Below are 24,050 nucleotides of genomic sequence, written 5' to 3'. Positions count from 1 at the left end.
CTGTCTCCCCGAATCATCTGCCTAAATACACTTCGATCACGCGCTCGTGCGCCTGTACCTCGTCCATGCGCCCTTCGGCCAGCACCGCGCCCTCGTGCAGCACCGTCACCTTGCCCTGCTGCGCGATCTCGGCAACAAAACCCATGTCGTGCTCCACCACCACGATCGAGTGCTTGCCGCGCAATTCGTTCAGCAGCTCGGCGGTACGCGCCGTCTCGGCATCGGACATGCCGGCCACCGGCTCGTCCAGCAGGATCAGCTGCGGTTCCTGCATGAGGAGCATGCCGATCTCCAGCCACTGCTTCTGGCCGTGCGACAGCAGACCCGCCAGCCGCTCTTCCTGGCCGTGCAGGCGGATCAGGCGCAAGGTGGCGTCGATGCGGTCGCGCTGCTCGCTGCTCAGGCGCGCGAACAGCGTCGGGCGCACCCGCTTGTCCATCTTCATCGCCAGCTCCAGGTTCTCGAACACCGTGTGCTGCTCGAACACGGTCGGACGCTGGAACTTGCGGCCGATGCCGGCGTGGGCGATCTGGTATTCCGTCATGTGCGCCAGGTCGTGCGACTGGCCGAACCAGGCGCTGCCGCTGGTGGGCCGGGTCTTGCCGGTGATGACGTCCATCATGGTGGTCTTGCCGGCGCCGTTCGGGCCGATGATGCAGCGCAGTTCGCCCACCGAGATGTCGAGCGTCAGCCTGTTCAAGGCGCGGAAGCCGTCGAAGGAGACCGTCACGTCTTCCAGGTACAGGATGGCGCCGTGGCTGGTGTCGACGCCGGGGCGTTTCATGGCCATGTCGATGCTCATGCGGTTTCCTCCTTGGCGCCGGGCGCCGGCTTGCTCGCTGCCCTGCCGGGCAGCAGGCGTTTCAGGTCCGGCAGCGTGCCCACGATCCCCTTGCGCAGGAACAGCGTGACCAGGATGAACAGCAGGCCGAGCGCGAACAGCCACAGGTCGGGGAAGGCGGCCGTGAACCAGCTTTTCAGGCCGTTGACGGCAAAGGCGCCGACGATCGGGCCGACCAGGGTGCCGCGGCCGCCGATCGCCACCCACACCACCATCTCGATCGAATTCGCCGGCGACATCTCGGACGGGTTGATGATGCCGACCTGCGGCACATATAAAGCACCGGCGATGGCGCACAGCACCGCCGACAGCGTCCACACGAACAGCTTGAACGCCAGCGGATCGTAGCCGATGAACATCAGGCGCGATTCCGCGTCGCGCACGCCCTGCAGTACGCGGCCCAGGCGCGAGCCGACGATCCAGCGGCACAGCAGCAGCGCGCCCACCAGCAGCACCAGCGTCGCCAGGTAGAGCGCGGCGCGCGTCTCCGGCGCCGTGATCGCATGGCCGAGGATGCGCTTGAAGTCCGTAAAGCCGTTGTTGCCGCCGAAGCCGGTGTCGTTGCGGAAGAACAGCAGCATGAAGGCATAGGTCATGGCCTGGGTGATGATCGAGAAGTACACGCCCTTGATGCGCGAGCGGAAGGCGAACCAGCCGAACACGAAGGCGAGCAGTCCCGGCACCAGCACCACCAGCAGCATGCAGTACCAGAAGTGGTCGGTGAAGGCCCAGTACCACGGGTAGTCCTTCCAGTCGAGGAAGACCATGAAGTCGGGCAGCAGGCTGCCGTAGCTGCCGTCGCGGCCGATGGCGCGCATCAGGTACATGCCGTGGGCATAGGCGCCGAGCGCGAAGAACACGCCGTGGCCGAGCGACAGGATGCCGGTATAGCCCCACACCAGGTCGAGCGCCAGCGCTGCCAGCGCGTAGCACATGAATTTGCCGACCAGGCCCATCGCATAGCCGGACACGTGCAGCGGATGCCCGGGCGGCAGCGCCAGGTGCAGCAGCGGCAGCAGCACGGCCACCAGCACGCAGGCAGCCAGCACGGTCCAGCCACGCTTGTTGAATAACGGTTTCATTCGACGCTCCTTCCCTTCAGCGCGAACAGGCCCTGCGGCCGGCGCTGGATGAAGATGATGATGACGACCAGGATGCAGATCTTGGCCATGACGGCGCCGGCCAGCGGCTCCAGGAACTTGTTGATCTCGCCCAGGCCGAGCGCGCCGATCACGGTGCCGGCCAGCTGGCCGACGCCGCCCAGCACCACCACCATGAAGGAATCGACGATGTAGGACTGGCCGAGGTCGGGGCCGACGTTGCCGAGCTGGGACAGCGCCACGCCGCCCAGGCCGGCGATGCCGGAGCCGAGGCCGAAGGTCAGCATGTCGATGCGGCCGGTGGGCACGCCCACGCAATCGGCCATGCGCCGGTTCTGCATGACGGCGCGCACGAACAGGCCGAGGCGCGTGCGGTTCAGCACCAGCCAGACCGCGCCGACCACCAGCACCGCGAAGACGATGATGGCGATCCGGTTCCACGGCAGCACCAGCGAGCCGAGCACGGTGACGCCGCCCGACATCCACGCGGGATTGGCCACCTCGACGTTCTGGGCGCCGAAGACCGTGCGCACCGCCTGCATCAGCACCAGGCTGATGCCCCAGGTGGCCAGCAGGGTTTCCAGCGGCCGCCCGTACAGCCAGCGGATCACGCTGCGCTCGAGCAGCACGCCGACCGCGAAGGCGACGACGAAGCCGGCCGGCAGCGCCGCCGCCAGGTACCAGTCCAGGGCGCCGGGCAGGTACTGGCGGAACAGCGACTGCACCACATAGGTCGTGTAGGCGCCGATCATGAGGAGTTCGCCGTGCGCCATGTTGATGATGCCCATCAGGCCGAAGGTAATGGCCAGGCCCAGCGCCGCCAGCAGCAGTACGCTGCCCAGCGAGACGCCGTAGAACAGGTTGGCGACGATGTCGTTGCGGGTGGCGCGCCGTTCGATCGCGGCCAGCGTCGTGGCGGCGGCCGTGCGCAATGCGGCGTCGGTTTCGATGTACGTGCCGTCCGGATTGCGCGCCAGGATCGCCTGCAGCTGCGGCCGCAGCGCCGGCGTGCCGCTGTCGGCCAGCGCCGTGACGGCCGCCTTGCGCCGGGCCGGGTCGCCCGATTGCAGGTCGGCCGTCGCCACCAGCTGGCGCAGGATGCCCTGGATGTCCGCGTCGGTCTCGCGCGCGAGCGCCTGGCGCAGCAGCGGGGCCTGGGCCGGATCGAGGTCGCGTGCCTGCAGCGCCTGCGCGGCGGCCAGGCGCTGTTCGCGTGCCGGCGCCAGCAGGGCCAGGCCGGACAGTGCCGCCTCGGCCGCGCCGCGCAGGCGGTTGTTGACGACCACGCCGCCGGCGCCGTCGGGCAGCGCCACCGCCTGCCCGCTGGCGGCGTCGACCGCCTGGCCGTCGTGCACGATCAAGAGCTGGCCGGCGGGCGTGGCCATCAGTTCTTCGTCGAGCAGCGCCTGCAGCAGCTTGCGGGCGTCCGGGCTGCCGGTGGCGGCGATGCGGGCGACGGCTTCGACGCGGGCGTCGGGATCGTCGCCGGCCAGGGGTTGCAGCAGCGTGGGGGCGATGGCGGCTTGGGCCAGGGTCGCCCAGCACAGCGTCAACGCGGCGAAGAAATATGTGAGCATGCGCCTCATGATCTAGCCTATTCAAGTAGCACGTCGCCCCTGCCTGCGCAGGGGCGACGGTTTTTCGGTTACCGTCTTGCGGTTGCGATTCAGCGGTTCAGCGGTTCAGCGGTTCCGCAATGCCGCGGTGCCGCGGTGCCGCGTTCACAAGCTCTGCTTGCCCTCATTCCCCTTGATATAAGGGCTCCACGGCTGCGCCCGGATCGGCTCCTTGCTCTTCCACACCACCGTGAACTGGCCATCGCCCTTGATCTCGCCGATCATCACCGGCTTGTGCAAGTGGTGATTGGTCTTGTCCATCACCAGCGTGTAGCCGGACGGCGCCTTGAAGCTCTGCCCCGCCATCGCCGCGATCACCTTGTCGGTGTCGGTCGACTTGGCCTTTTCCACCGCCTGCGCCCACATGTGGATGCCGACGTAGGTCGCTTCCATCGGGTCGTTGGTGACGGCGCCGGCGGCGTTCGGCAGCTTTCTGGCCACGGCGTAGGCCTTCCACTTCTTGACGAACTCCGCGTTGGTCGGGTTCTTGACCGATTCGAAGTAGTTCCAGGCCGCCAGGTGGCCGACCAGCGGCTTGGTGTCGACGCCGCGCAGCTCTTCCTCGCCGACCGAGAACGCCACCACCGGCACCTCGGTCGCCTTCAGGCCGGCGTTGCCCAGTTCTTTATAGAAGGGCACGTTGGAATCGCCGTTGATGGTCGAGATCACCGCGGTCTTGCCGCCGGTCGAGAACTTCTTGATGTTGGCGACGATGGTCTGGTAGTCGGCATGGCCGAACGGCGTGTACAGTTCCTGGATGTCGCTGTCCTTGACGCCCTTGGTGTGCAGGTAGGCGCGCAGGATCTTGTTGGTGGTGCGCGGATACACGTAGTCGGTGCCGAGCAGGACGAAGCGTTTCGCGCCGCCGCCATCCTTGCTCATCAGGTATTCCAGCGCCGGAATGGCCTGCTGGTTGGGCGCCGCGCCGGTGTAGAACACGTTCTTCTCGAGTTCCTCGCCCTCGTACTGCACCGGGTAGAACAGCAGGCCGTTGAGTTCCTTCACCACCGGCAGCACCGACTTGCGCGACACCGAGGTCCAGCAGCCGAAGATGGCGACCACCTTGTCCTTGGCGATCAGCTGGCGCGCCTTTTCGGCGAACAGGGGCCAGTTCGAGGCCGGGTCGACGATCACCGGCTCGAGCTTCTTGCCCAGCACCCCGCCCCTGGCGTTGATTTCGTCGATCGCCATCAGCGCCGTGTCCTTCAGCGAGGTCTCGGAAATCGCCATGGTGCCGGACAGCGAATGCAGGATGCCGACCTTGATGGTATCGGCGGCGTGGGCGGAAACTCCGCCGGCCAGCAGGGCGGCCGCGGCGGCGCTGCGGGTCAGGTTGGAGAGAAAAGTGCGACGGTTGGACATGGTAGGCCTCTTGGATTGGATGATGAATCAGTACTGGAGCTGGAGCGTGACCGAGAAGGTCGAGCGGTCGTCGGCGCCGGTCACCTTGGTGCGCGAATACAGCGCCGCCAGCTGGGCGTTGTAGCCGTCGATGACGTAGTTGACGCCGGCGTCGGCCTGGCGCGTGTCGATGCCGGTGTCGGCCTCGAACTTCTGGTAGCGCACGAAGGGCTGGAAGCGGTTGACGATGTAGCCGGCGCCGACCAGCCAGGCCTTGCCCTGCTCGGCACGCACCACGTTGCCGGTGTCGTAGTCGTACCAGGCGCCTTCCAGCGACACCGCACCTGCACCCGGCAGGCGCTTCTCGAGCAGGACGTCGAGGCTCCAGGAGCGGTAGTCGCCGCCGGCGGCGGGCGTCAGCACGCCGTTCTTCTGCGAGCGTCCGGCCAGGCCGACGGCGAGGATGTCCTTGGTGCCGAGGTAGTTGCCGGTGCCGTAGTAGCCCGGCTCCGGGTCCCAGAAGTCGTATTGCAGGCGGCCTGCGAACATCGGCTTGTCGGAGGCGCGCAGGCCGGCCGCGTTGGCCTGGCTCTGGGTGAGCGAACCGATGCCGAAGGTATGCCCTTCGAAGGCGCCGAAGGAATAGCCGAGGCGGCCGTCCAGCAGGTTGCCCCAGACGGTGACGCCGTCGTCGCGGCCGCGGAAGATGCCGCCGTTGTAGCCGTAGCGCGAGGCCACGCCGGCCCAGTAGCCGCCGCCCAGGGAATAGTAGGGTCCGGCCATGTTGGCGCGGTCGCTCGGCGACAGCATGCGTCCGGCCCAGACGTTCAGCTCGGGCGAGAACGCGAATTCGCCGACCGCATCCAGCACGCGGATCTTGTCACCGTCCCACTCGGTGTTGAACATGCCCTTGATCTGGCGGTTCAGCGAGCCGCCGAGGTAGAGGCGCGCGCTGTCCAGGTTGAAGTCGTTCGAGCGCGAGCCGTCCGCCGCGCCGTGTTCGACGCTGGAATAACTGGTGCGCATGCCGAAGCCGAGGCTGACCGACTGGTCCGGCCCGAAATTCACGGTGGCGCCGGCCTGCGCCTCGAGCGCCGGCAGCGTGCCCGCCATGGCGATCAGCGCCAGCAGCAAGCCCTTCTTCCCTGATGATGTCATTCCTGGTCCCTGGTGGATGAGTGGATGAGTTGTTGTGTTCTCATCATCGCCACCGGGAAGCGCCGCGGCCATACGTCAGGTTACGTAGTTGTGTCTTATCATGTGCAGAGAATCACGAACGAGGACCCCATGCTGACCACCGCACAGCGCGAACGATACCAACGCGACGGCTACATCGTCATCCCCGATTTCAAATCCCCGGACGAGATCGCGCGCCTGCGCGCCCGCGCCGAAGCCATCGTCGACGCCTTCGACCCGGCCGAATCGCGCGCCATCTTCACCACGCGCGACCAGGCCCGCGCCAGCGACGCCTGGTTCCTCGGCTCGGACAACACGGTGCGCTGCTTCTTCGAGGAGGAGGCCTTTGGCCCGGACGGCCAGCTGAAGCAGGCCAAGGCGCTGTCGATCAACAAGATCGGCCACGCGATGCACGACCTCGACCCGGTGTTCGACGCCTTTACCCGCGATCCCAAACTGGCCGCCGTGGCGCGCGACCTCGGACTGGAGCAGCCGCAGGTCTGGCAATCGATGTACATCTTCAAGCAGCCGGGCATCGGCGGCGAGGTGCGCTGGCACCAGGACGCCACCTTCTTCGACAGCACGCCAATCACCGTGACCACCTTCTGGTTCGCGCTGGAAGACGCGACGGTCGACAACGGCTGCCTGTGGGCCGAGCCGGGCGGCCACCGCGGCCCGCTGCGCGAGCGCTTCCTGCGCGAGGGCGACCACATCACGATGGAAAAGCTGGACGCCACGCCGTGGCCGGACAACAGCACCGCGGTGCCGCTGGAAGCGAAAGCCGGCACCCTGGTGTGCTTCCACGGCCTGCTGCCGCACTACTCCGCACCGAACCGGTCGCCGGTGTCGCGCCATGCCTTCACGCTGCATGCGACCGATGCGCGCAGCATCTACTCGGCGCGCAACTGGATCCAGCGCGGTGCCGCCCTGCCGGTGCGGGGTTTCGACTGACTCGATGTCGTCATTTTTCCAAGCGGTCCGTCACGGCGGCTGCCAAGCGCCGGGACAGCCCGGGCTTCACCTTGATCCAGCCGGTTTCGGGGCATTGCGCGATTATATGTTTTCGGCCGGCAGGAAAGGTTAGCAAGCCGCGTTCGACCGCTACCGAACTGGCTGCCAACAGCGTGCCCAGCGCGTACGAGATCATCTCGTCGGCCGAGTCCACATGAAAGATCGCGAGCGCCATCAACTCATACATCAGCGCCGAATCGGGATGTGCGGCCATCAGCCGTGAGGCATGGCGCACGCATGGCATGACCTCGTCCTCATCGTAGCACTCGAGCGCCTGGGGCAGTCGTCGGGAGGTCTCCCTATCCGCACCGCCACCCGACTATGCGAAGCGCCCATACAGCGCGTCAGCTCTCTTGAATACGCGAACAATCTCCACCGCCGCCCTGGCGTGGCAGTGTTTGCCAGTTAAGGACAGTGCGGCCGACGTAAAAGTTTGGAAGGAAGCAGCGAAAGCGTCAACCAGCGCCACCGCCAAGCATTTCTGACTGTCTGACTCGACCTTAAAACGCTGTTGTGCAACTTGAGTCACGTCGATAGCTAGAAGCCATGATTACGGCGTTGTAGCTACCAATCAACGAATATGACTGGAAACGTTCTCTAGAGCCTGTAAGACACTTTCCTGAGCCTACTGCAAAATATTTTATTATTAGGCAATACTCCTAATAGCCCGCCCTGTGTACACTAAGCCGAGTAATCACCCTGAAAATATCTTCCTTACAGGAAGACGTTCGGCAATCCCATATAACCTGCACTAAGCCGACACTTCAGCATGGCAGATATTCTCTGCCGCCCTCTACATCTCTATCCCCACTGGGAACTTTAAATTTTTAGAAACTCAGCCACCGAGAATAATTAGTTGTTTGTGTAATAACACATACGATCTATAACAACGGACTGTCCTCTGCAACTTTCTCATCTTCGACGATTAGATTGTAACCACCATAAATTAATGATAAATTTGAGGAAAAATTTTACCGGGGAAACATTATGTTTAATCTATCATTCACTACATCACAAGGCTATACTCAGCTAATTCTTTCTCCTGGAAACATTCTTTTTGTTGTCGGTGCAAACGGGACAGGGAAATCAAGCCTGATGAATCATTTCTACAGGCAAAATGTTTATAACGCAAAACAGATCTCTGCACATCGGCAAACATGGTTTATGTCGGGTGCACCGATGCTTTCAGCATATGACAAGAAAAATATTGAATCAAGTATGCAGAACCAAGACGCAAATACTCAAACTAGGTGGATGGACCATTATCCGTCTCAGAGAGCAAGCATCACGATCTACGATTTAATCGATGCAGAAAACTCTCGCGCGCGGAAAATCACAGATGCCTTCGAGAACAATCGTTTTGAAGAAGCCCAACGTTTAAGCCTGTTCGATGCACCACTTAAAGCCATTAATGAACTCCTTGCACAGGCGAACATACCTATCAAGATTTTCATTAGAGAGGCTGATCAAATGATGGCCACGAAAAGTGGCGGAGCAGAGTACAGCATTGCGGAGCTATCAGATGGGGAGCGCAATGCACTTTTGATTGCTGCTAATGTGCTAACTGTTAAGCCGGGCACTTTAATACTTATCGACGAGCCAGAGCGTCACTTGCATCGTTCAATTATATCTCCGCTACTTACTCAGCTATTCGCCAAGCGAACAGACTGTGCATTTGTTGTGTCTACCCACGATGTTATGCTTCCAATCGATAATCCAGCCTCGCAGGCCGTGCTTGTTCGCGGCTGTACTTATTCCGGAGCACTTGTAACTAGTTGGGATGCCGATGTCGTTGATGCAAACGAGACTATAGATGAGACGTTGAAGCAGGATATTCTTGGCTCCCGTCGTAAAATCATTTTCGTGGAAGGAAGTGAAATTAGTCTCGACAAGCCTCTGTATAGTTTGATTTTTCCATTTGTCTCTATCCTGCCAAAATCGAGCTGCCATGAGGTGGAGCGTGCAGTCGTCGGAATTCGGGATGTTCAAACTCTTCACTGGGTCTCGGCGTGGGGTATCGTGGACAACGATCGCCGAAGCGAAGAAGAAATTCGTGAACTGCAGAGCCGAGGCGTGTACGCATTACCGGTCTTTTCCGTCGAATCAATCTTTTACCACCCGCACTTGCAGCGTTTAGTCGCAGAGAAGCATGCGGTAGTTGTCGGTGGCGATGCGCAACATTCAATTTCCGAAGCGAAGAGCGCCGCTTTAAACGCAATCAAACCTCACGTTAACCGCCTGAGCGAGCGGGCAATCGAGAAAACGCTTCGGGATGAAATGTTTAAACATCTTCCAAGGAGGCAGCAGATATCAGCAGGACAACCTATTAAGGTAGAGATTGATTTGGCTGAAATTATCAGAGAAGAACGTGAGCGATTTTCAACTATGCTAGAGGAAGGGAATCTTCAGAAAATTATTTCTCTATACCCGGTACGAGAGACTCCTGCATTGGATCAAATTGCTGAAAAGCTTGGATTCAGAGGGCGGTTGCAGTACGAGAATGCTGTTCGGAAACTAATTAATGACAGCGAAGAAGCGTTAAATTTTGTCCGCTCGATGTTTGGAACATTGGTTTCCGAGATCAATAACTCTTTATCTTGATCTTCGGAAACTTCCTATGTCGTTGTTGTTGGTGATTTCCAACATACAATCTACATCTTCAAGCAACCGGGCATCGGTGGCGAAGTGCGCTGGCACCCGGACGCCACCTTCTTCGACAGCACGCCGATCACCGTGACCACCTTCTGGTTCGCGCTGGAAGACGCGACGGTCGACAACGGCTGCCTGTGGGCCGAGCCGGGCGGCCACCGCGGCCCGCTGCGCGAGCGCTTCCTGCGCGAGGGCGACCACATCACGATGGAAAAGCTGGACGCCACGCCGTGGCCGGACAACAGCACCGCGGTGCCGCTGGAAGCCAAGGCCGGCACCCTGGTGTGCTTCCACGGCCTGCTTCCGCACTACTCCGCGCCGAACCGGTCGCCGGTGTCGCGCCATGCGTTCACGCTGCATGCGACCGATGCGCGCAGCATCTACTCGGCGCGCAACTGGATCCAGCGCGATGCCGCCCTGCCGGTACGGGGTTTCGACTGACTCAGGCACCAAGTATTAAAACTACATACTCTTCAAAATCCGATTGACACATAAATAAGCGTGTTCAACAATCCCTCCATCGGGATTGAGGAGACACTGACATAACCATGTCCCGATACGTAGTAAAAGTACCTGCGCTCACCCGCCAGGACCTTACCGTATAAAAAATCGGAGAAGAGTATGAAAAACCGTCACATTGCCGCCATCCTGGCGGCAGGCATTCTCACGCTTGCAGGACATGCAAGCGCCGCCACCCCGGCCCAGCAGGCGGGTAACAGCAACGCCATCCTGCTGCAGGGCTTCCACTGGAATTCGGCGGGCTACGCCGGCCCGGACTGGTACAACACCGTGATGAACAACGTCGGCGACCTGAGCGCGATGGGCTTTACCCATGTCTGGTTCCCGCCGCCCTCGGATTCGGCCGCACGCGAAGGCTACCTGCCGCGCCAGCTGAACAAGCTGGATTCCAGCTACGGCAGCGCGGCCGAGCTGACCAACGTGGTCAGTGCCTTCAAGAGCCGCGGCGTCAAGGCGATCGCCGACGTGGTCGTCAACCACCGCGTGGGCACCACCGGCTGGTCCGATTTCACCAATCCGAACTGGACCACCTACACCATCGTCAACAACGACGAGTGCAACTGCGGCCTGGGCGCCGGCGACACCGGCGACGGCTTCAGCGGCGGGCGCGACCTGGCCCACACCAATGTCGGCGAAGTCCAGAACGGCATCATCAACTGGCTGAACTACACGATCAAGCCGGTCGGCTTTTCCGGCCTGCGCTTCGACTACGTGAAAGGCTTCAGCCCGGCCTACGTGGCGCAGTACGCGAACGCCTTCCAGGCCGAGTTCTGCGTCGGCGAGCTGTGGCCCGACTTCGACCTCAACAACATGGACGCCAACCGCCAGGCGATCATGAACTGGATCAACGGCACCAACAGCAGCTGCGGCGCCTTCGACTTCACCACCAAGGGCATCCTCAACGATGCCCTCGCCAACGGCAACTACTGGCGCCTGAAAGCCACCGACGGCAAGCCGCAGGGCGCGCTCGGCTGGTGGCCGGCGATGTCGGTGACCTTCGTCGACAACCACGACACCGGCCCGGCGGAAAGCTGCGGCAGCGGCCAGAACCTGTGGCCGGCGCCGTGTGGCAAGGTGATGGAAGGCTATGCCTACATCCTGAGCCACCCGGGCATCCCGACCGTGTTCTACCCGCACATCTACAACTGGAACCTGAAGACCCCGATCGCCGCCCTGATGAAGGCGCGCAAGGATGCCGGCGTGACCTCGACCTCGGCGGTCGCGATCCAGCAGGCGACCCAGGGCCTGTATGCGGCCATCGTCACCGGCAGCACGCGCCAGCTGGCGATGAAGATCGGCCCGAACAGCTGGAGCCCGGGCAGCGGCTGGACGCTGCAGACCTCGGGGACCAACTACGCGGTCTGGATGAAGTAAGCGCGCCCGTCTAGGTCCACGCCATGCACGCTGACGCGGTTGCGTCCGTTCTGCTTGGCGTGGTACAGCGCCTCGTCCGCGCGCCGCAGGATGTCTTCCCAGCGCAGGTCGCCGGCATCCAGTCCCGCCACGCCGACGCTGACCGTCATGGCCACCGCCCGCCCCTCCGTCACCAGCGGCAGGGCGGCCACCATCTCGCGCAGGCGCTCGGCCATGCGCCAGACCTCGTCCGCCCGGCTGTCGGCCACCAGCACCGCGAACTCTTCGCCGCCGATGCGGAACAGCGCGTCGCAGCCGTGCAGCACCCTGGATGCCACGGCGGTCACGTGGCAGATCGCGGCGTCGCCGATGCCGTGGCCGTAGCGGTCGTTGATCGACTTGAAGTGGTCGATGTCGAAGGTGATGAAGTGGAGCGCTGCGCCGCTGCGTTCGCTGCGCTGGAATGCGCGCAGGGCGGTGTCGTGCAATGCGCGCCGGTTCAGCCAGCCGGTAAGGACGTCGGTCAGCGAGGCGCGGCGCAGGGCGCGGGTCTGGTCGTGGGTGACGATCAGGGCGCAGCTCATGGTCGCCACCGACAGGAACACCAGCACGAACAGCGCGTCGCAGGCCTGCAGGAACTGGCACGCCGCCATGCCCGGCGCCGTGTGCAAGGCGTCGGCCAGGATGCGCACGCCCTGCTGGGCGGCAAAGCCCGCTTCCAGCACGATCATCGGCAGATAGGCCACGCGCGCCTCGCGGTCGGGCTGGCGCCACAGCAGCCGGGCGACCGCCAGGTCGATCGCTACCACGGCCGGCACCAGCACGGCGGTCAGGGCGCCCTGCAGGGCCGGCACCAGGTGCACGCCGAACACCAGCAGCGCCACGGCGGCCAGCAGGTCCCAGCGCGGACGCAGCTTCAGGTGGCGGCGCAGGCCCGCCAGGATGCCGTAATGGCCGGCCACGTAGAGCACGTTGCCGAAGGCCGGCACCCTCACGTCATGCAGCTGGAAGTGGATGGCGCAGGCGACGATGCTGCTGCTGGCGGTGAAGAACAGCCCGGCCACGGCCCAGTTGAACAGGCAGACGCGGCGGGAGCTGGCGAGATACAGCAGCCCCATGCTGACGGCCATGATCGTGGCCGCCAGTGCGGAAGCCACGGCCAGCGTGAACGAATCCATGTCTACCCTTGCTCTTCTATCTGTACACTCGTATTTCCATAAGTATAAAACTCTTGCATATATTCAAATCTCACGCATTGTTTCAGTAGCAGAAAAACATCAGCTTCTTCAGAGCGCTTCAAGAGGCACGCCGACACGCGCAAGTGAAACCGTCTGCGGATGGCCTGTGATATAAGTGCAAACCGCTTCCACTCATCGAGGCCCCATGAGCCCGGCTTTTTTCGCCATCGTTGGCGCCCAGTTCTTTTCCGCGCTGGCCGACAGCGCCCTGTTCATCCTGTGCGTATCGCTGATCTCCACGCTGGCCTTTCCGGAGTGGATGACGCCGATGCTGAAGATGGGCTTCGTGCTGTCGTACATCCTGCTCGCCCCGTTTGCCGGTGCCTTCGCCGATACCTTTCCGAAGGGCCGCGTGATGCTGGTCACGAACACCATCAAGATGTTCGGCTGCTCGCTGATCCTGGCCAAGGCCAATCCCCTGCTCGCCTACGGCATCGTCGGTTTCGGCGCCTCGGCGTATTCGCCGGCCAAGTACGGCATCCTGGCCGAGGTGCTGCCGGCGCGGCGCCTGGTGGCCGCCAACGGCTGGATCGAGGGCACGACCGTGGTCGCGATGATCCTCGGCACCATCCTGGGCGGGCTGATTTCCTCGAACGAGCAGACCATCGCCTGGCTGCTGCACGTCAACTTCACGCTGTTCGGCTCGCTGTTCGGCCATGCCGTGCCGAGTCCGCTGCACGCGGCGGTTACCGTCATTGTCCTGACTTACCTGCTGGCCGCGCTGCTGAACCTGGGCGTGCTGAACAAGGGCAAGCGCTACGCGCACACCGGCCGCAACCTGCAGACCCTGTTCCAGGATTTTTACCGCTGCAATTCCACGCTGTGGCGCGACCGCGCCGGCCGCGTGTCGCTCGGCGTCACGTCGCTGTTCTGGGGCGCCGGCATGGTGCTGCAGATCCTGCTGCTGGCCTGGGCCCAGACCGCGCTCGGGCTGAGCCTCGACAAGGCGGCGCTGCTGCAGGCGGTGTTCGCGCTGGGGGTCGTGCTGGGCGCCGCGCTGGCCGGCAAGGCGGTGCCGCTGGTGCGCTCGATGTCGGTGATGCCGCTCGGCGCCGTACTCGGCCTCGCGCTGTGCTCGATGGCGCTGGTGCACTCGGTACAGGTGGCATTGCCGCTGCTGCTGGTCATCGGCATCCTGGCCGGGCTGTTCGTGGTGCCGATGAATGCCGTGCTGCAGCACCGTGGCCACAGCCTGATGAGTGCGGGGCAATCGATCGCGGTGCAGAACTTCAACGAGAACCTGGCCATCCTGGCCATGACCGGCGGCTATGCGATGGCGCTGCAGGTGCAGCTCGGCATGAACACGGTCCTGATCCTGCTGGGCACCGGCATTACTCTGGCGACCCTCTATTTGCGCATGATCGCGCGCACCATCTCGGGGCCTCCGCCCGGATCCTGAGCCGGTCCGGTGCATTGCTGCACCGCCGTAGCGGCGCCATATGTCGCATTTGCTACACCTTTCTGTTTGTAACAGCCTTGTTACAAATCAACTAAACCTATGCAAGAGAGCTAAGACTAGAATATTTTCTTTCTTTCAATCTCTTACACAGGGAAAACATGATACGTTTGCCGATCGGCCTGGCGGCGCTCTGCCTCACCATGTCAGCAATCGCAGCGGAACCTTTCGACGACAAATTCCGCCAGCTCGACGAACTGCTTCCAACCCCGACCACGATCCGCACCGCATCCGGTGCACCGGGTCACGCCTACTGGCAACAGCGCGCCGATTACCAGATCCGCGCCACCCTCGACGAAGCCAACCGCTCGATCAGCGGCGCCGAGACGATCACGTATCACAACAATTCCCCGGACACCCTGAGCTACCTGTGGGTGCAGCTCGACCAGAACATCTACAAGCCGAACTCGGACGCCCGCACCACGGCCACCCTGCCCTCGCGCGAAGCATGGCAGGGCCGCAGCGCGACCGACGGCGTGAAGTTCGACGCCATCCGCACCGTGCTGGAAGCGCGCACCTTCCCGGGCGGCTTCAACATCAAGAGCGTCAAGGACGGCAACGGCCGTCCGCTGAACTTTGTAATCAACCGCACCATGATGCGGATCGACCTGCCGCAACCGCTGAAAGCCGGCGCGCGCACCGCCTTCAGCATCGAGTGGAGCTACAACATCACCGACATGAAGGTGCTGGGCGGCCGCTCGGGCTACGAGAAATTCGACGACAAGAACGACCTGTTCGAGATCGCCCAGTGGTTCCCGCGCATGGCGGCCTACTACGACGTCTACGGCTGGCAGCACAAGCAGTTCCTCGGCTCGGGCGAATTCACGCTGGAGTTCGGCGACTATGACGTGCAGCTGACCGTCCCGGCCGACCACGTGGTCGCCTCGACCGGCGAACTGCAGAACCCGGACGCGGTGCTCACGCCCGCCCAGCGCGACCGTCTGAAGCAGGCGCGCACGGCCGACAAGCCGGTGCTGATCGTCACGCAAGCCGAAGCGGAAGCCAAGGAAAAGCAGCGCGCCACCGGCACCCGCACCTGGCACTACAAGGCCAAGAACGTGCGCGACTTCGCGTTCGCCTCGAGCCGCAAGTTCATCTGGGATGCCCAGGGCTTCAAGAAGGACAGCACCAACGTGCTGGCCATGTCCTACTACCCGAAAGAGGGTAACCCGCTGTGGGGCCAGTACTCGACCCAGTCGATCATCCACACCATCGACCAGTACAACAAGTATTCGTTCGACTACCCGTATCCGGTGGCGATTTCCGTCAACGGCCCGGTGGGCGGCATGGAATACCCGATGATCTCGTTTAACGGCCCGCGTCCGACCAAGGACAAGAAGACCGGCGAACTGACCTACTCCAAGCGCACCAAGTACGGCCTGATCAGCGTGATCATCCACGAAGTCGGCCACAACTACTATCCGATGATCATCAACTCGGACGAGCGCCAGTGGACCTGGATGGACGAGGGCCTGAACTCCTTCGTGCAGTACCTGGCCGAGCAGGCCTGGGAAGAGCATTATCCGCAGTCGCGCGGCGAACCGCGCGTGATCGCCGACTACATGAAGAGCCGCAACCAGGTGCCGATCATGACCAACTCGGAATCGGTGCTCCAGTTCGGCAACAACGCGTATGCGAAACCGACCGCCGCGCTGATCGTGCTGCGCGAGACCGTGCTGGGCCGCGAACTGTTCGACTTCGCGTTCAGGGAATACGCGCAGCGCTGGAAGTTCAAGCGCCCGACCCCGTCCGACTTCTTCCGCACCATGGAAGATGCGTCCGGCACCGACCTCGACTGGTTCTGGCGCGGCTGGTTCTACACCACCGACGCGGTCGACGTCAGCGTCGACGGCATCAGCGAGTACACCATCGGTACCAAGGATCCGGACATCGAGAAAGCCTGGCAGAAGGCCCAGCGCGACGCCCAGCCGATCTCGATCACCGACCAGCGCAACAAGGGTACGCTGCCGCGCCGCGTGGATGCACATCCGGAGCTGAAGGACTTCTACAACGAGCACGACGACTTCACCGTCACCAACAAGGACCGCAACAAGTACAACGAGGAGACCGAAGGCCTGGAAGACTGGGAAAAGGCGCTGCTGAAGGAAGGCAAGCACCTGTACCTGGTCGACTTCTCGAACCTGGGCGGCCTGGTGTCCCCGCTGGTCCTGGAAATCACCCTCCAGAGCGGCAAGAAGTACATCGAGCGCGTGCCGGCCGAAGTCTGGCGCTACTCGCCGAAGAAGATCACCAAGCTGATCATCACCGACGAGCCGATGGTCGGCCTGACCCAGGACCCGTACTTGGAAACCGCCGACACCGACGTCAGCAACAACGCCTGGCCGCGCAAGGCGACGCCGTCGCGCCTGGAGCTGTTCAAGTCGCAGCGCGAGCAGAACGACATGATGAAGGACTTCGCCGAGAAGCTGAAAACGGCGAAGGACAAGGACGCCAAGACCGAAGCCCAGAAGGCCGAATAATCCCGGTCACAACCGTCCATGTGGGCACCTTGTGCCCACCCTGCGATCCATCGGCGGCCGTACTCACAAGGTACGGCTGCCTTTTCTCTATCTGGAACCTACGATGAAACGTCTTGCCGCGCTGACCCTCCTCGCTTCCCTCGTCTCTTCCGCCTTTGCCGCCGAGCCTTTCGACGACAAATTCCGCCAGCTCGACGAACTGCTGCCCACGCCCACCGACACCCGCACCGCCTCCGGCGCCCCGGGCCACGCCTACTGGCAGCAGCGCGCCGACTACCGCATCCGCGTCACGCTGGACGAAGCGAAGCGCGCCATCGCCGGCAGCGAGACGATCACCTACCACAACAAGTCGCCCGATACGCTGACTTACCTGTGGGTGCAACTGGACCAGAACATGTTCCGCGCCGACTCGGACAACCGCAGCGTGGCGAGCTATCCGTCGCGCGAAGCGTGGCGCACCGCCAGCACCCCTGGCGGACAGGCCGGCCTGGGCTACGAAGCGGCGCGCTTCCTGGTCGAGAGCCGCACCTTCGACGGCGGCTTCAAGGTGGCCAGCGTGACCGACGGCAGCGGCCGTCCGCTGCGCAACGTCATCAACAAGACCATGATGCGCATCGACCTGCCGCAGCCACTCAAACCGGGCGCCAGCTTCTCGTTCAACATGGCCTGGAGCTTCAACGTGCCCGAAACGAACGTGCTGGGCCGGCGCATGGGCTTCGAGCGTTTCGACAAACAGGACAAGAACGACCTGTTCGAGATCGCCCAGTTCTTCCCGCGCATGGCGGCCTACTACGACGTCCACGGCTGGCAGAACAAGCAGTACCTGGGCGATGGCGAATTCACGCTGGAATTCGGCGACTACGAAGTCGAGATCACGGTCCCGGCCGACCACATCGTGGCCGCCACCGGCGAACTGCAGAACGCGGATGCGGTGCTCACCGGCGCCCAGCGCGAGCGCCTGCAGCGTGCGCGCACCTCCGACAAGCCGGTCGTCATCGTGACCCAGGCGGAAGCCGAAGCCACCGAAAAGGGCCGCGCCACGGCCACCAAGACCTGGCGCTTCAAGGCAAAAAACGTGCGCGACTTCGCCTGGGCGTCAAGCCGCAAGTTCATCTGGGATGCACAGGGCTTCAAGAAGGGCGATACCGACGTGCTGGCCATGTCCTACTACCCGAAGGAAGGCAACCCGCTGTGGGAAAAGTACTCGACCCAGGCCATCATCCACACCATCGACAACTATAACAAGTACGCGTTCGACTATCCGTACCCGGTGGCGATCTCGGTGAACGGCCCGGTCGGCGGCATGGAATACCCGATGATCTCGTTCAACGGCGGCCGCCCGACCAGGGACAAGAAGACCGGCGCCCTCACCTACTCGAAGAACGTCAAGTATGGCCTGATCAGCGTGATCATCCACGAGGTCGGCCACAACTACTTCCCGATGATCGTCAACTCGGACGAGCGCCAGTGGACCTGGATGGACGAGGGCCTGAACAGCTTCATGCAGTTCCTGGCCGAGCAGGCCTGGGAAGAGCATTATCCGGCGCGCCGCGGCGAACCGCGCAACATCGTCGACTACATGAAGAGCCGCAACCAGCAGCCGATCATGACCAACGGCGAATCGATCGTGAACCGCGGCGCCAACGCCTACGCCAAGCCGGCCACCGCCCTCAACGTGCTGCGCGAGACGGTGCTCGGGCGCGAGCTGTTCGACTTCGCGTTCAAGGAATACGCCCAGCGCTGGAAGTTCAAGCGCCCGACCCCGGCCGATCTGTTCCGCACGCTGGAAGACGCGTCCGGTACGGACTTGGACTGGTTCTGGCGCGGCTGGTTCTACAGCACCGACGCGGTCGACGTCAGTGTCGACGGCATCACCGAGTACACCATCGGTACCAAGGACCCGGACATCGAGAAAGCCTGGCAGAAGGCCCAGCACGACGCCCAGCCGGTCTCACTCACCGACCAGCGCAACAAGGGCACGCTGGCGCGCCGCGTCGACGCCCATCCGGAACTCAAGGATTTCTACAACGAGCACGACGATTTCACCGTCACCAACCGTGACCGCAACAAGTACAATGAAGCGGTCGAGGACCTGGAAGACTGGGAAAAGGCGCTGCTCAAGGAAGGCAAGCACCTGTACCTGGTCGACTTTTCCAACCTGGGCGGCCTGGTGACGCCGCTGGTCCTGGAAATCACGCTCCAGAGCGGCAAGAAGTATGTCGAACGCGTGCCGGCCGAAGTCTGGCGCTACTCGCCGAAGAAGATCACCAAGCTGATCGTCACCGACGAGCCGATGGTCGGCCTGACCCAGGACCCCTACCTGGAAACCGCCGACACCGACATCAGCAACAACGCCTGGCCGCGCAAGCTCACGCCGTCGCGCCTGGAACTGTTCAAGACGCAGCGCCCACAGAACGACATGATGAAGGATTACGCGGAGAAGCTGAAAGTGAAGGACGCCAAGGAAACGAAGGATCCGAAGGATGCGGCCAAGGCGGCCGAGCAGGCCGTCGAAGCGGGCAAGGCGGTCGAATGAATGTCCGCCGCATCATGGTGAAGGCCGCCTGCGCGGCTGCGCTGGCCTGTGCCTGCGTGGCTGGGCAGGCGCACCGCTTCCACGCGGGCATCACCGACATCGCCTTCAACGCGCACACCGGCAATACCGAAGTCGTGCACACCTACATGGCGCACGACGTCGAAGCCCTGCTCGCCAACCTGTACCAGCGCCAGTTCGACCTGTCCGATCCCGACGACCAGGCCGTGCTGCGCAAGTACCTCGAAAAGCAGTTCTGGCTGGCCGACAAGGCCGGCAAGCGCCTGCCTTTGCGCTGGGTCGGCCTGACGGTCGACACCGACAGCGTCACCGTATTCCAGGAAATCCCGGCCACGCCGGCCGAGAAAGTCGAGACCATCCACGCCGCCGTGCTGGTCGACTTCCTGCCCGACCAGGTCAACACCGTGAACTACAGCGCCGGCGGCAGCCTGCGTACCTTCGGCTTCAACGCCCGCCAATCCGAACTGTCCGTGCACTGATGAAATTACGTGTCCTCCCCTGCGCGCTGGCCGCGCTGTTCGTCCACGCCCATGCGCTGGCCGACGACCCCGTGATCCAGCGCGTGCTGGTCGAAGGCGCGCGCGCCAGCCAGCTCGGCATCGCCGATTCCGCCAACATGGGCAGCGTCAGCCAGAAGGAACTGGAGATGCGCACGATCTACCGGCCCGGGGAGCTGCTGGAAGCCACGCCCGGCCTGATCGCCAGCCAGCACAGCGGCGAAGGCAAGGCCAACCAGTTCTACCTGCGCGGCTTCAACCTCGACCACGGCACCGACCTCGCCACCTTCGTCGACGACATGCCGGTCAACCAGCGCAGCCATGCGCACGGCCAGGGCTGGACCGACCTGAACTTCCTGATCCCGGAGCTGACCGCGCGCCTGGATTACCGCAAGGGTCCGTATTCCGCGCGCGACGGCGACTTCGCCTCGGCCGGCAGCGCCTGGGTGACCTATGCGAACCGCCTGGTGCGCAACGTCGCCACCGTCAGCGCCGGCCAGAACGGCTATGTCAGGACCGCGGTGGCCGCATCCAGCGATGCCGCCGACGGCACCCTGACCTATGCGCTGGAAGCGCTGCACAACGACGGCCCCTTCACCCGGGGCGACGATTACCGCAAGCTGAACGGCGTGCTGCGCTACAGCCGCGGCTACGCCAACAACGGCTGGAGCGTGACGGCGATGGCCTACCACGGCAGCTGGAACTCGACCGACCAGATCCCGCAACGCGCCGTCGACAACGGTACGCTGGGCCGCTGGGACGCCATCGACAATACCGACGGCGGCGAGGCGCGCCGCTACAGCCTGTCCGGCGTATGGCGCCGGACCACGGCCGACAGCGCGTCCAAGGTCAACGCCTACCTCATCCGCAACCAGCTCGGCCTGTGGTCGAACTTCACCTATTTCATGGACGACCCGGTCCACGGTGACCAGTTCGCCCAGCCGGACCGGCGCGTGACGGGCGGGGTGAATGCGGTCCACACCTGGCACGCGCACCGCACGGACGACTTCTCGTCCGACATCACAGTCGGTGCCCAGGCGCAGAACGACAACATCTTCAACGCGCTGGAAAACACCGAGGCGCGGCGCACGCTGTCCGTCACGCGCCAGGACCACATCGTCGAGACCAGCAAGGCGGCCTGGATCGAGCACGCCGCGCGCTGGGGCGACTTCTTCCGCAGCACGATCGGCCTGCGCGCCGACGGCTACCGTTTCAAAGTGCGCAGCGACCGGCCCGAGAATTCCGGGAAAGCGTCCGATACCCTGGTCAGCCCGTCGCTGAACCTGGTGTTCGGCCCGTGGCAGCAGAGCGAGCTGTACCTGAACTATGGCCAGGGCTTCCACAGCAACGACGCGCGCGGCACCACGACCACGATCGATCCGAAGACGCTCGAGGCGGTCGGCGCGACGCCGGGCCTGGTACGCTCGCGCGGCATGGAAATCGGCCTGCGCACCGAGATCGTCCCGAAGAACCAGACCGCAATCTCGCTGTACCGCCTCGACTTCGATTCCGAGCTGACCTACATCGGCGATGCCGGCAACACCGAAGCCGGGCCGCCGAGCCGGCGCATCGGCATCGAGTTCTCGAACTACTACAAGCCGTATAAATGGCTGTCGATCGACGTCGACGCGGCGTTCGCGCGCGCCCGCTCGCGCGGCGTCGAGCCGGGCCAGGACCGCATCCCGGGTGCCGTCGAGGGTGTCGGCCAGCTGGCGCTGACCGTCAGCCAGGTCGGCAACTGGGAGGGGGCGCTGCGCCTGCGCTACTTCGGCCCGCGCCCGCTGATCGAAGACGACAGCGTGCGCTCGCACGCCAGCACCACGCTCAACGGCCGCATCGGCTACCGCTGGGCCAGGGACCTGCGGCTGGAGCTGGAGGGCTTCAACCTGGCCGACAAGCGGGCCTCGGCGATCGACTATTATTATGCATCGCAGCTGCGCGGGGAGGCGCAGGCGCGGGATGACATCCATTTTCATCCGATCGAGGGGCGGTCGTTCAGGCTGACGCTCATCAAAAACTTCTAAAGGTGCTACGCTATCGGGATGAGTACACCGCAAGCACCCTACACCGATCCCGCGCGCGTCGTCGATGCGCTGCGCAGCGACGGCTACGCCCTTCTCTCCCCCGCCACCGTGGCGTCGTTGGCCGGCTGTCCGCTCGACGAGCTGATGGCCCTGGCGCCGAGCTGGGACCGCCTCGAGCTCGACAATTACCTGAAGGACGGCGGCCGCTACCGGCGCCGCCGCCATTCCTGCTTCGTCGACAGCGGGACAGAGCTGACGCAGAGCCCGCACCGCGCGCACTGGCAGCCGGTCGAGTACAACGCCCTCCACGGCGGCATGCACCGCCTGTTCGTGCCGATCGAACCCGGCACCGTCGAGCAGCCGGCCTGGGGCAAGCTGCTGCGCGCCCTCGGCAGCGTATGCGCGCAGGTCCGCGGTCCCGAGACCTGGTACGTCGAAGCGCACCAGTTCCGCATCGACACCGCCGACGGCATCGGCCGCCCGACGCCGGAAGGCGCGCACCGCGACGGCGTCGATTTCGTGGCCGTGATCCTGATCGGGCGCCACAACATCAAGGGTGGTGAAACCCGTGTGTTCGAGGCGAACGGGCCGAAGGGGCAGCGCTTCACCATGACGGAACCGTGGACCCTGCTGCTGCTCGACGATGCCGCCGTGATCCACGAGTCGACCCCGATCCAGCCGGTGGGCGAGCACGGGCACCGGGATACGTTGGTGCTTACCTGGCGCAAGGGGGCGTTCCAGGGGGACGATGTCGAGGTCACCGGCGCCTGAAGCGCAGGCAAAAAAAAGGCCCGCTGTTGTGCGGGCCGGAATCCAGGTTTTCGGAGAAAAACTGGAGGAGACAGTTCCAATATAGCCCTCATTTTTGTGCACTGCAATACAGTAAAAATACGGTATCCAATCGTGCGCACCCAGAGGGAAGGCTAGCCTCTCACCACCTGAAATGCAGCAGTTCTTTGCGGCATTGCGGGAAACACCTGCGTCAGTTGCTTATCGCCCAAAAGTAAATGTCGTTCAGAAACTTGGGCCAGCACCGAACGGAAATCGGTATTGACCGGTAAATCCCGTCCTTCGTTCAGCGCAGCGTCGCTGACGCCTTCCCACTCGCCGTACACCTTGCCACCGTTCACGCTCCCGCCCAGCAGCCACATGACGTTGCCATGGCCGTGGTCGGTGCCGCCGTTGCCGTTCTCGCGCGCCGTGCGGCCGAACTCCGACATCACGATCACCAGCGTGTCGTCGAACAGCGGTCCCAGGCGCTCGGCCAGCAGCGCCAGCCCCTGCCCCAGCGGCGCCAGCCGGTTGGCCAGCTGGCCGCTGCCGGCGCCCTGCCCCGCGTGCGTATCCCAGCCGCCGAGCGCGACGAAGGCGAGCTGGATCCTGGGATCGTTGCGCATCAGCGTGGCCAGGCGCGCGGCATCGTCGGGGAAGCCGTTGGGCAGCGGCGCGCCGCGGTCGGCGGCCATCATCGGCGCGCTTTCATGATCCTTTTCGATGGCGGCATCCATCACTTCCCGGTGTGCCGTGCGGCCGTCGGCATAGGCGCGTCCGAAGCGCGGGTGGCCGCCGTACAGCGCATCGAACGCCGCCGCCACCTCGGGCCGGTCGAGCACGTCCGCCTTGGCCGCGCTGGCCACGTTCGGCAGGTTGACCGCGGCCGCCGTGCCGGCCAGGATGCGCGGCATGACCGGGCCGATGCCCAGCAGCCGGCTCGGCGTCGCGCTGCCCGGCAGCGCCGCCACCAGCCGGTTCATCCAGCCATCCGGCGTGTTCTTGCGGCCGGGCGTGGCCGATTCCATGTAGTCCTGGGCGTCGAAATGGGAGCGGGTGGCGTCGGGCGAACCGCTGGCGTGCACGAAAGCCAGCTTCTTGTGCTGCCACAGCGGCTGCAGGCTACTCAACGCCGGATGCAAGCCGAAGTAGCCGTCGAGGTCGAGCGCCCCGCCTTCCATGCCGGGCGCCGCCAGGCCGATGGTCGGGCGCAGGCGCAGGTAATTCTCGTCGCCGACCGGGGCGACCACGTTCAGGCCGTCGACGGCGCCGCGCAGCATCACCACCACCAGCTTGCGGCGCGTGGGCGCTGCGGATGCGGTCGCGGCCCAGGCATGCGGCCCGAGCGGCAGCACGATGCCGGCGCCGAGCGCCAGCGCATTCAGGAAATCCCTGCGGTGCATGATCTGTCTCCTCCTGTCGTC

At 63.8% G+C, this 24,050-nt stretch carries 18 protein-coding genes; 10 read left to right on the top strand and 8 right to left on the bottom strand.

Annotated elements, in window-relative coordinates:
• Window positions 1-13 precede the first annotated feature (13 nt).
• The 5 genes from urtD to FBX97_RS12740 all read right to left on the bottom strand — a co-directional run bounded on the left by urtD (window position 14) and on the right by FBX97_RS12740 (window position 6,056).
• Entirely contained in the window at window positions 14-802 is a 789-nt protein-coding gene (urtD, locus tag FBX97_RS12760; protein ID WP_141832145.1) for an urea ABC transporter ATP-binding protein UrtD, read from the bottom strand.
• Complete coding sequence (gene urtC, locus FBX97_RS12755; protein WP_141832143.1) at window positions 799-1,923, bottom strand: urea ABC transporter permease subunit UrtC; 1,125 nt, start codon at window positions 1,921-1,923, stop codon at window positions 799-801. Before urtC ends, urtD begins: the two co-directional genes overlap by 4 nt.
• Window positions 1,920-3,527, bottom strand: coding sequence for an urea ABC transporter permease subunit UrtB (urtB, locus tag FBX97_RS12750; RefSeq protein WP_141832141.1), 1,608 nt, complete (start codon window positions 3,525-3,527; stop codon window positions 1,920-1,922). Before urtB ends, urtC begins: the two co-directional genes overlap by 4 nt.
• Window positions 3,528-3,662: 135 nt before the next feature.
• Window positions 3,663-4,919 carry an urea ABC transporter substrate-binding protein gene (gene urtA, locus FBX97_RS12745; RefSeq protein WP_141832139.1) on the bottom strand — a complete coding sequence of 419 codons (1,257 nt, stop codon included), beginning with the start codon at window positions 4,917-4,919 and terminating at the stop codon, window positions 3,663-3,665.
• A 27-nt stretch (window positions 4,920-4,946) separates the two neighbouring features.
• Entirely contained in the window at window positions 4,947-6,056 is a 1,110-nt protein-coding gene (locus FBX97_RS12740; RefSeq protein ID WP_141832137.1) for a porin, read from the bottom strand.
• 129 nt (window positions 6,057-6,185) lie between these two features.
• Here FBX97_RS12740 and FBX97_RS12735 point away from each other — a divergent pair, with 129 nt between their 5' ends.
• Window positions 6,186-7,025 carry a phytanoyl-CoA dioxygenase family protein gene (locus tag FBX97_RS12735; protein ID WP_141832135.1) on the top strand — a complete coding sequence of 280 codons (840 nt, stop codon included), beginning with the start codon at window positions 6,186-6,188 and terminating at the stop codon, window positions 7,023-7,025.
• A 10-nt stretch (window positions 7,026-7,035) separates the two neighbouring features.
• On the opposite strand, the gene FBX97_RS12730 is transcribed toward FBX97_RS12735, so the two are convergent.
• Window positions 7,036-7,329: a hypothetical protein gene (locus tag FBX97_RS12730; protein WP_141832133.1), complete on the bottom strand. Its 294-nt coding sequence runs from the start codon at window positions 7,327-7,329 to the stop codon at window positions 7,036-7,038.
• Window positions 7,330-8,072: 743 nt separating this feature from the next.
• On the opposite strand from FBX97_RS12730, the gene FBX97_RS12725 reads away from it, so the two are divergent.
• The 3 genes from FBX97_RS12725 to FBX97_RS12715 all read left to right on the top strand — a co-directional run bounded on the left by FBX97_RS12725 (window position 8,073) and on the right by FBX97_RS12715 (window position 11,627).
• The gene (locus FBX97_RS12725; protein ID WP_221631799.1) at window positions 8,073-9,686 is read left to right on the top strand and encodes an AAA family ATPase; all 1,614 of its coding nucleotides are present in this window, start codon (window positions 8,073-8,075) and stop codon (window positions 9,684-9,686) included.
• Between the two features lie 48 nt (window positions 9,687-9,734).
• Window positions 9,735-10,175, top strand: a complete 441-nt coding sequence (locus FBX97_RS12720) for a phytanoyl-CoA dioxygenase family protein (protein WP_255517524.1) — start codon at window positions 9,735-9,737, stop codon at window positions 10,173-10,175.
• Window positions 10,176-10,355: 180 nt separating this feature from the next.
• On the top strand, window positions 10,356-11,627 hold the full coding sequence (locus FBX97_RS12715) for a glucan 1,4-alpha-maltotetraohydrolase domain-containing protein (protein ID WP_141832129.1): 1,272 nt from the start codon (window positions 10,356-10,358) through the stop codon (window positions 11,625-11,627).
• Here the strand turns inward: FBX97_RS12715 and FBX97_RS12710 are convergent.
• On the bottom strand, window positions 11,606-12,784 hold the full coding sequence (locus FBX97_RS12710; protein WP_141832127.1) for a diguanylate cyclase: 1,179 nt from the start codon (window positions 12,782-12,784) through the stop codon (window positions 11,606-11,608). The two genes, FBX97_RS12715 and FBX97_RS12710, sit on opposite strands and share 22 nt — an antisense overlap.
• Before the next feature lie 205 nt (window positions 12,785-12,989).
• On the opposite strand from FBX97_RS12710, the gene lplT reads away from it, so the two are divergent.
• From lplT to FBX97_RS12680, 6 genes are all read left to right on the top strand, one after another.
• Window positions 12,990-14,243 (top strand): lysophospholipid transporter LplT, encoded by a 1,254-nt coding sequence (lplT, locus tag FBX97_RS12705; RefSeq protein ID WP_141832125.1) that lies wholly within the window; start codon window positions 12,990-12,992, stop codon window positions 14,241-14,243.
• Between the two features lie 158 nt (window positions 14,244-14,401).
• Complete coding sequence (locus FBX97_RS12700; RefSeq protein ID WP_141832123.1) at window positions 14,402-16,780, top strand: M1 family metallopeptidase; 2,379 nt, start codon at window positions 14,402-14,404, stop codon at window positions 16,778-16,780.
• Between the two features lie 103 nt (window positions 16,781-16,883).
• A complete protein-coding gene (locus FBX97_RS12695) occupies window positions 16,884-19,316 on the top strand; it encodes a M1 family metallopeptidase (RefSeq protein WP_141832121.1) in 2,433 nt (810 codons plus the stop codon).
• Window positions 19,313-19,813 carry a DUF6702 family protein gene (locus FBX97_RS12690; protein ID WP_255517447.1) on the top strand — a complete coding sequence of 167 codons (501 nt, stop codon included), beginning with the start codon at window positions 19,313-19,315 and terminating at the stop codon, window positions 19,811-19,813. Before FBX97_RS12695 ends, FBX97_RS12690 begins: the two co-directional genes overlap by 4 nt.
• Complete coding sequence (locus FBX97_RS12685) at window positions 19,813-21,855, top strand: TonB-dependent receptor (RefSeq protein WP_141832119.1); 2,043 nt, start codon at window positions 19,813-19,815, stop codon at window positions 21,853-21,855. The genes FBX97_RS12690 and FBX97_RS12685 overlap by 1 nt, the downstream gene beginning before the upstream one ends.
• 18 nt (window positions 21,856-21,873) lie before the next feature.
• Complete coding sequence (locus tag FBX97_RS12680) at window positions 21,874-22,626, top strand: 2OG-Fe dioxygenase family protein (protein WP_141832117.1); 753 nt, start codon at window positions 21,874-21,876, stop codon at window positions 22,624-22,626.
• A gap of 152 nt (window positions 22,627-22,778) precedes the next feature.
• Here the strand turns inward: FBX97_RS12680 and FBX97_RS12675 are convergent, their stop codons facing one another.
• Entirely contained in the window at window positions 22,779-24,029 is a 1,251-nt protein-coding gene (locus FBX97_RS12675) for a DUF1501 domain-containing protein (protein WP_141832115.1), read from the bottom strand.
• Window positions 24,030-24,050: the final 21 nt, after the last annotated feature.

The sequence above is a fragment of the Herbaspirillum sp. SJZ107 genome (assembly GCF_006715485.1).
Lineage (GTDB): Bacteria > Pseudomonadota > Gammaproteobacteria > Burkholderiales > Burkholderiaceae_D > Telluria.
The sequence above is the reverse complement of the archived record's forward strand: the minus strand, read 5'-3'. Positions and strand labels throughout refer to the sequence as shown.

What these genes read in the sequence shown, in the direction of transcription:
- FBX97_RS12730 (WP_141832133.1), bottom strand. Translation starts at nt 7,329, where the DNA reads ATGCCATGCGTGCGCCATGCCTCACGGCTGATGGCCGCACATCCCGAT.
- FBX97_RS12725 (WP_221631799.1), top strand. Translation starts at nt 8,073, where the DNA reads ATGTTTAATCTATCATTCACTACATCACAAGGCTATACTCAGCTAATT.
- FBX97_RS12710 (WP_141832127.1), bottom strand. Translation starts at nt 12,784, where the DNA reads ATGGATTCGTTCACGCTGGCCGTGGCTTCCGCACTGGCGGCCACGATC.
- FBX97_RS12735 (WP_141832135.1), top strand. Translation starts at nt 6,186, where the DNA reads ATGCTGACCACCGCACAGCGCGAACGATACCAACGCGACGGCTACATC.
- FBX97_RS12680 (WP_141832117.1), top strand. Translation starts at nt 21,874, where the DNA reads ATGAGTACACCGCAAGCACCCTACACCGATCCCGCGCGCGTCGTCGAT.
- urtD (WP_141832145.1), bottom strand. Translation starts at nt 802, where the DNA reads ATGAGCATCGACATGGCCATGAAACGCCCCGGCGTCGACACCAGCCAC.
- FBX97_RS12685 (WP_141832119.1), top strand. Translation starts at nt 19,813, where the DNA reads ATGAAATTACGTGTCCTCCCCTGCGCGCTGGCCGCGCTGTTCGTCCAC.
- urtA (WP_141832139.1), bottom strand. Translation starts at nt 4,919, where the DNA reads ATGTCCAACCGTCGCACTTTTCTCTCCAACCTGACCCGCAGCGCCGCC.
- FBX97_RS12675 (WP_141832115.1), bottom strand. Translation starts at nt 24,029, where the DNA reads ATGCACCGCAGGGATTTCCTGAATGCGCTGGCGCTCGGCGCCGGCATC.
- FBX97_RS12690 (WP_255517447.1), top strand. Translation starts at nt 19,313, where the DNA reads ATGAATGTCCGCCGCATCATGGTGAAGGCCGCCTGCGCGGCTGCGCTG.
- FBX97_RS12715 (WP_141832129.1), top strand. Translation starts at nt 10,356, where the DNA reads ATGAAAAACCGTCACATTGCCGCCATCCTGGCGGCAGGCATTCTCACG.
- urtC (WP_141832143.1), bottom strand. Translation starts at nt 1,923, where the DNA reads ATGAAACCGTTATTCAACAAGCGTGGCTGGACCGTGCTGGCTGCCTGC.
- lplT (WP_141832125.1), top strand. Translation starts at nt 12,990, where the DNA reads ATGAGCCCGGCTTTTTTCGCCATCGTTGGCGCCCAGTTCTTTTCCGCG.
- urtB (WP_141832141.1), bottom strand. Translation starts at nt 3,527, where the DNA reads ATGAGGCGCATGCTCACATATTTCTTCGCCGCGTTGACGCTGTGCTGG.
- FBX97_RS12740 (WP_141832137.1), bottom strand. Translation starts at nt 6,056, where the DNA reads ATGACATCATCAGGGAAGAAGGGCTTGCTGCTGGCGCTGATCGCCATG.
- FBX97_RS12695 (WP_141832121.1), top strand. Translation starts at nt 16,884, where the DNA reads ATGAAACGTCTTGCCGCGCTGACCCTCCTCGCTTCCCTCGTCTCTTCC.
- FBX97_RS12700 (WP_141832123.1), top strand. Translation starts at nt 14,402, where the DNA reads ATGATACGTTTGCCGATCGGCCTGGCGGCGCTCTGCCTCACCATGTCA.